Raw genomic sequence first — 6,419 nt, forward strand, 5'->3', positions numbered from 1 at the left:
CAACTGCCCGAGCAGGGCGAGTATGATCTGACCCTGCGCGTACAGGACAGCCTGGGCCGCACCGTCAGCGAGTACACCCTGAACGGCGAAAGCACCGCGAGCGTGCAACTGCCGGTGCTGGTCGATCTTGAGCAGCCACAGATCCTGAACGTTCATACAGTTCAGCAGCCTCTGGCCCCAGAAGAAGGAAAATACTTCATTCGAGCTACAGCAGATATTGTTGATTTGAATCTGGACAGTTCCAAGATTATTTCGATCCTTGATAATGGCGTTGAGCAAATTGCAGCGTTTAATTTTAGTGCGCCGCCTGATCACAGTGATACCTATAGCTTTGACTTTAATGTAGCTCCAGGTAACTACAACTTAATAATTAAGGCGGCTGATCTTGCTGGAAATGAAAAAATTTCTTCCACAGAAAGTATTGTTGTTGAGCCGTGGACTGTACCGACAATGAGCATGAGTGTTCGCGACCCTGATGGATCTGATATTGGCGGTGGAAAAGCGATCTGGTTAGATCTCCAATTTTCGGAAGCTGTTGATGGCTTTTCTCTGGACGATCTTGCGGCAACGGCAGCAATGGGTGATGAAGCCGGGGTGTTCGGCGAGTTTGAACAGCTCTCTGCTACCCACTGGCAGGTGCGTTATACCGCTCCGGCAGGTGTTGATACTGACATCTCGATTCAGGTAGCAGAGGGGAGTTACACCTCGGCTGATGATTATATGGCGGGAAGTGAAGCAAATCTCAGTTTGACTGTTATTGGATCCCCATTAACGACGAATATCTCTTTTCAGGATGGGAATACTCAGGTCATTAAAGGAGAGATTATTCAGGTCACCATTGTTTTCAATCGGTCGGTATTGACAGAGCCCGTGTTAACGCCAGCGAATACCGAATCTGTCAGCTTCTGGTCGGCTGTTGAGATCAATGCTGACAGGACGGCATTTACTTTTGAGCTCGACACAACGGAATTAGATTTTGGTGAGATTGTGATTGGTGTAGAAGCCGGAGATCAGGATCAATACGGAAATATGGGACAGTCAGTAACGGCAATGTTAACCGTCAATTAATCATCAAACAATGAATGGTTTGATGTTGAAACAGCCATCTTTGCTGAAGCTAAGGTGGCTGTTTTTTTGAGGGTTTGGTTTAATGGCGATAATAATTACGGCGTGATCTCATACTTCTTGATTTTATGATTGAGGGTACTTACAGGAACAGCCAGTGATTCAGCGGCTTTTCGGGTCTGCCAGTTAAAATGCTCCAGGGTTTTTATAATCACATCCCGTTCGTACTGATTGACCGAATCTTTTAATGAGCCGGTGTCAATTTCGGGCAATTCAACCTCAAATATCGTTTCTTCGGGGATATCTGCGGGAATAAAGGTATCCACTTCGCCCAGTTCCAGCGTGTCTACCGTTTCAAAATCCGACAGCAGAACCGCCCGTTCTATGACATTTCGCAACTCCCTGACATTACCCGGAAAACCGTACTCCAGCAGTTGCTTGCGGGCTTTTTTGCTCAGCACCGGTTCGCTATCCAGTTGCATTTTCTGGCTGGTATGCGTAATAAAGTGCTCTGCCAGTGGCAGAATGTCATCCTGACGTTCACGCAGTGGCGGCAGATTAATCGGGAAGACATTCAGACGGTAAAACAGGTCGGCGCGAAACTCGGCTTTCTGGATTTTATCCATCAGATTACAGTGCGTTGCCGCAACCACACGAACATCAATACTGCGCTCTTCACTGCTGCCAATGGCGCGGAATTTACGCTCTTGTAATACACGCAGTAACTTGGCCTGGAGCAGCAGTGGCATATCACCGATTTCATCAAGAAAAAGCGTGCCGCCATCGGCAGCTTCAAACAGTCCGATTTTGTCTTTATCAGCGCCGGTAAAAGCGCCTTTTTTATGGCCAAACAGCTCCGACTCGAGCAATTGCTCCGGGATAGCCGCACAGTTCTGGGCGATGAAGGGTTTATCTGAGCGATTGGAATTATCGTGAATATAGCGGGCAATCACTTCCTTGCCAGCGCCGGTTTCGCCTCGCAGCAGTACATCAACCGGTAAGGTCAGAATGCGTTGCAGTCGTTCTAATACCTGACGCATCGGTTCGCTTTCCGCAATCGGCCCATCATAGTTGGGTTTCTTACGGGCTTTCAGCTGCTGATTTTCGCGGTTAAGGGCAGCATTGTCGGCTTCTAAATTGCGCAGGCTGGTGTGGTAAGTGTCCAGCAGGGTGGCCTGACGAATACTGGTGCCAGCCAGTTTGGTAAAGACAGACAGTGACTGTTCATCATCGATCAGACACAAGTCGAACAACACCAGTAATCCAACGGTGAGGTTCTGGTGATCTTTCAGCGGCCAGGCCAGCAGGTTGGCACTGTGCAGACCCATGGCCGCTTCGTTCTGATAAATCAGGTCACAGTTATAGCCGGAATAGGTGTACAGATCGTTGATCAGAACGATCTCGCCAGAAGTGATGGCATAACCAAAAGGATCATTGTCTTTGAGCATGTCCAGCTGCATGGGCAGCCAGATGTGTTCCATGATGGCCTGCTCATGCTTGTGTACGCTGAGGGGAACTAATGCCTGTCCGGTTTGGTCCAGTACGTACATGATGCCGTGCTTCGCCTGAGTCAGTTGTCGTGCCGCTGCCAGAATGGCGTCCATAGTGGACGCCAGCTGTGTTCGGTCTGACAATGTCTGACTGATTGCCAGTAACAGGTTATTGAGTTCTCCAGAATTAACTGAAGGCATACTCGATCGATCCTTGTTCATCAACAGAAACTGTCAGTGTGGTGTGGACACTTTCTTCACCCTGATGCCCCAGTAATTCATTGGATAGCTGAGGCAGAAGCTGACGGTTGATCACGGCATCGATATTACGTGCACCGGTTTCGCTCAGCCGGCAATGACCCAGCACAAAGTCAACCAGATCCTGCTCAAAGGCCAGCGTCAGATCGTGGTTTGCTTTCAGGCGGGCGCCAAGTTTGCCAAGCTTGTGCTGAATAATGTCGGTCATCGCGTCATCGGCCAGTGGCAGATAAGGAATCACGTTCATTCGGGCCAGCAGAGCCGGTTTGAAATAGCGGTTCAGCGTCGGACGGATCGCATCAGCAATCTGCGGCGCGGTGATGTCATCGCTTTGCTGAGTCAGTGCTTCGATTTCTTGCGTCGCCAGGTTACTGGTCATCAGGATCAGGGTATTTTTGAAATCAATTGCCCGGCCTTCGCCGTCGTTCAGTGTGCCCTTGTCGAAGACCTGATAAAACAGGTTCATGACTTCCGGATCGGCTTTTTCCACTTCATCCAGCAGCACCACAGAATACGGGCGCTGACGGACAGCTTCAGTCAGCATGCCACCTTCACCGTAGCCCACATAACCCGGCGGTGAACCAATCAGGCGCGACACTGTGTGTTTCTCCTGGAACTCCGACATATTGATGGTGGTCATAAAGCGGTCGCCACCGAACAGCTGATCCGCAATGACGCGGGCTGTTTCCGTTTTACCCACACCACTCGGGCCCACCAGCAGGAAGACACCCATAGGGGCGTCCGGGTTCATCAACCCGGCTTTGGCGGCGCGAATACCTTCACTGAGGGAGTTGATCGCAAACGGCTGACCCTTGATCACGCTTCCTAGCGAAGTATCCAACTGCATCACCGACGAAGACTCGTCTTTTAATACTTTACCGACAGGTACACTGGTCCAGTCTGCGATAACCTGGCTGATCTCTTCGGGGCCAACTTCAAAATGCACCAATGCCTCTTCTGAACGGCACTCGTTAAGTGCCTGCTGGCAGCGCAGGATGGCATCACGAATCGAGGCTTCATCCATATCTGCTGCGTTGCTATTTGCTGCATGGCTATCTGCTTCGTCTTCAGCAGAGGCTGTCTCCGTGGCTTCACCTGTGGCTATGTGCAGCTTCTGGCGCAGGCTGATCATTTCATCAATCAGAGACTTTTCCTGATGCCACTGGGCGGTCAGTGCCGTCAGTTCATGGCTCAAATCGGTGATCTGTTTTTCAATCTGCGGGATAAGGGAAGCATTTTTCTTATCGCCGGTTTGTTGCAGTTCGTCACGCTTCAGACCTTCCAGTTCCCGATTGAGCGAGGCAATCTGCTGTTGCAGGCTTTCAACCGGAGCAGGTGTCGCTCGCAGACTGATATTGACGCGGGCACAAGCAGTATCCAGCACATCAATGGCTTTATCCGGCAACTGACGGCCTGAAATATAGCGAGAAGACAGCTCTGCCGCACAGGCGATGGCATCATCCCGAACATAAATATTGTGGGCTTTTTCATAAGCCGGACGCAGGCCGCGAATGATCAGCGCAGCCTCTTTCGGTGAAGGCTCGTCTAATTTCACCAATTGGAAGCGGCGGGCCAGCGCCGGATCTTTTTCAAAGTATTTTTTGTATTCCGACCAGGTGGTCGCCGCGATGGTTTTGACTTCACCCCGCGCCAGCGCAGGTTTGAGCAGGTTAGCCGCGTCACTGCCACCGGCCTGATTACCGCCGCCAACCAGCGTATGGGCTTCATCAATGAAGAGAATAATAGGTGTCGGCGAGTTCTTCACTTCATCAAGGACGCCATTCAGGCGTTTTTCGAACTCACCTTTTACACTGGCACCGGCTTGCAACAGACCCATATCCAGGCCGAATAGTTCGACACCTTTCAGAATATCCGGCACATCGCCTTCGACAATCTTTAGCGCCAGGCCTTCTACCACGGCGGTTTTACCGACACCCGGTTCACCGACAGCAATGGGATTATTCTTACGGCGACGGGCGAGAATATCGATGATCTGGCGAATTTCGCGATCGCGACAGAATACCGGATCGATTTTACCTTCACGGGCTTTACCGGTGAAATCGATGGTGAACTTACTTAATGCTGTGCCTTCCTGACGCGGATCGCTGCTCTCTGTATTGGCAACCTGCGCTTCAATGGAATCAGCGGTGAACTGATCAAAGTTTCGTTTCAGGGTTTCGCTGTTGATCGGTTCAAACAAGCTCTGAATGTCATGCTGGCCGTAACGCACCGGGTTTTTAACCAGTGTCAGCAGCAATGCCCCGGTTCGGATTTGTTGCTGCCCTAAGTCGATGGATGACATCAGCCAGGTTTCCTGCAGCCATTCAATCAACAGGGCGGAAAAAACAGGTTTACCACCGGCTGATTTATCACTGCGCTGCAGTGAAGCATTCAGGGACTGGCGAATTAAATTTTCGGAGCAGTCAAAACTTGCCAGAATTAAGTCGAAATCACTATTTGGGCGTTCAAGCAGACTGAGCAGGTAATGCTCAATCGATACTTCCGTTGAACGTTCAGAAACAGCGAGTGCGGCTGCATCTTCCAGTGCGACTTTCGCAATGGGATGCAGGCGTTGAATCAGAGAAGCTAAATTTACGTTAATCATAGGCCCATCAAATTCGAATCATGTAAAGCCCGGATTATAATCAGATTTTAAAAAGGCCGATGGCGGAAGTGAGGTCAGTAAGTCGCTGTATTAGTGACTATTTTAATACTTGGTGACAATTAGCATAGGTGTATTGCATTAAGAGGTTTCACTATGAGCTTTTTAATAGGCAAAACCACAGTAAAGGCTGGCAATTTAACGGATGTCGAAAAATGTGGCAGAGGTTTAAGAATTCGCTAAATAAGTGAGAGCTGACTGGTTAAATTGACATCTATATAAAAAGAGGAATGACAATTAAAAGAGAAATGAGTCTCTGAAACTCATGCTGAAAATTTCGGTTCAAAAAACAAAAAATTAGAAAATTTTCCAAAAAGTTAGCAGATAAAATGGACTGAAAATCAGAGAAATATCTTAACTGTTTGTTTTTAAATGAAATTAAATGTTGGCACGGTGGTTGCTGTGTATTAGTCATCGCAAAGAGCAGCGTGATGTTCTACTTATTGAAATGACTAAAATTTAAGGGAAAGTGATTATGCCAACTCCAGCTTATATGTCTATCCACGGTGAAACTCAGGGCCACATTACGAAAGATGCTTACACGGCCGATTCTGTCGGTAACACCTGGCAGGAAGCGCACGTTGACGAATTCCTGGTTCAGGAACTGGACCATGTTCTGACGGTGCCTCGTGACCCACAAAGCGGCCAGCCTACAGGTCAGCGTGTTCACCGTCCAATTATCGTGACCAAGCAGCAAGACCGTACTTCGCCATTGCTGTTCAACGCATTGGTCAGCGGTGAGAAGCTGCCAGAAGCTTACATCAACTTCTACCGCACGTCGACGCAAGGCAAGCAAGAGCATTACTACACCATCAAACTGATTGATGCACTGCTGGTTGATATGCAAACCCGTATGGCGCACTGCCAGGATGCATCGACCTCTGACCGTGTGGTTGAAGAAGTCCTGAAACTGACTTACCGCGCCATTGAAGTGACTCACGAAG

General features: G+C 49.3%; 4 protein-coding genes. 2 read left to right on the plus strand and 2 right to left on the minus strand.

Going from position 1 to position 6,419, the window contains the following annotated elements; all coding sequences use genetic code 11:
- A partial coding sequence (locus H511_RS0122050; protein WP_027254298.1) for an Ig-like domain-containing protein occupies positions 1-1,068 on the plus strand: 1,068 nt, incomplete at its 5' end.
- 95 nt (positions 1,069-1,163) lie between these two features.
- Here H511_RS0122050 and H511_RS0122055 read toward each other — a convergent pair.
- Together H511_RS0122055 and tssH are read right to left on the minus strand one after the other, a co-directional pair.
- Positions 1,164-2,756 (minus strand): sigma 54-interacting transcriptional regulator, encoded by a 1,593-nt coding sequence (locus H511_RS0122055; RefSeq protein WP_027254299.1) that lies wholly within the window; start codon positions 2,754-2,756, stop codon positions 1,164-1,166.
- The gene (gene tssH, locus H511_RS0122060; RefSeq protein WP_027254300.1) at positions 2,743-5,418 is read right to left on the minus strand and encodes a type VI secretion system ATPase TssH; all 2,676 of its coding nucleotides are present in this window, start codon (positions 5,416-5,418) and stop codon (positions 2,743-2,745) included. The genes H511_RS0122055 and tssH overlap by 14 nt, the downstream gene beginning before the upstream one ends.
- Before the next feature lie 532 nt (positions 5,419-5,950).
- Here tssH and H511_RS0122065 point away from each other — a divergent pair.
- On the plus strand, positions 5,951-6,419 hold a 469-nt coding region (locus tag H511_RS0122065; RefSeq protein WP_036760251.1), incomplete at its 3' end, for an Hcp family type VI secretion system effector.

It is taken from the genome of Photobacterium halotolerans DSM 18316, from assembly GCF_000425165.1.
GTDB classification, from domain to species: domain Bacteria; phylum Pseudomonadota; class Gammaproteobacteria; order Enterobacterales; family Vibrionaceae; genus Photobacterium; species Photobacterium halotolerans.

What these genes read in the sequence shown, in the direction of transcription:
- H511_RS0122055 (WP_027254299.1), bottom strand. Translation starts at nt 2,756, where the DNA reads ATGCCTTCAGTTAATTCTGGAGAACTCAATAACCTGTTACTGGCAATC.
- tssH (WP_027254300.1), bottom strand. Translation starts at nt 5,418, where the DNA reads ATGATTAACGTAAATTTAGCTTCTCTGATTCAACGCCTGCATCCCATT.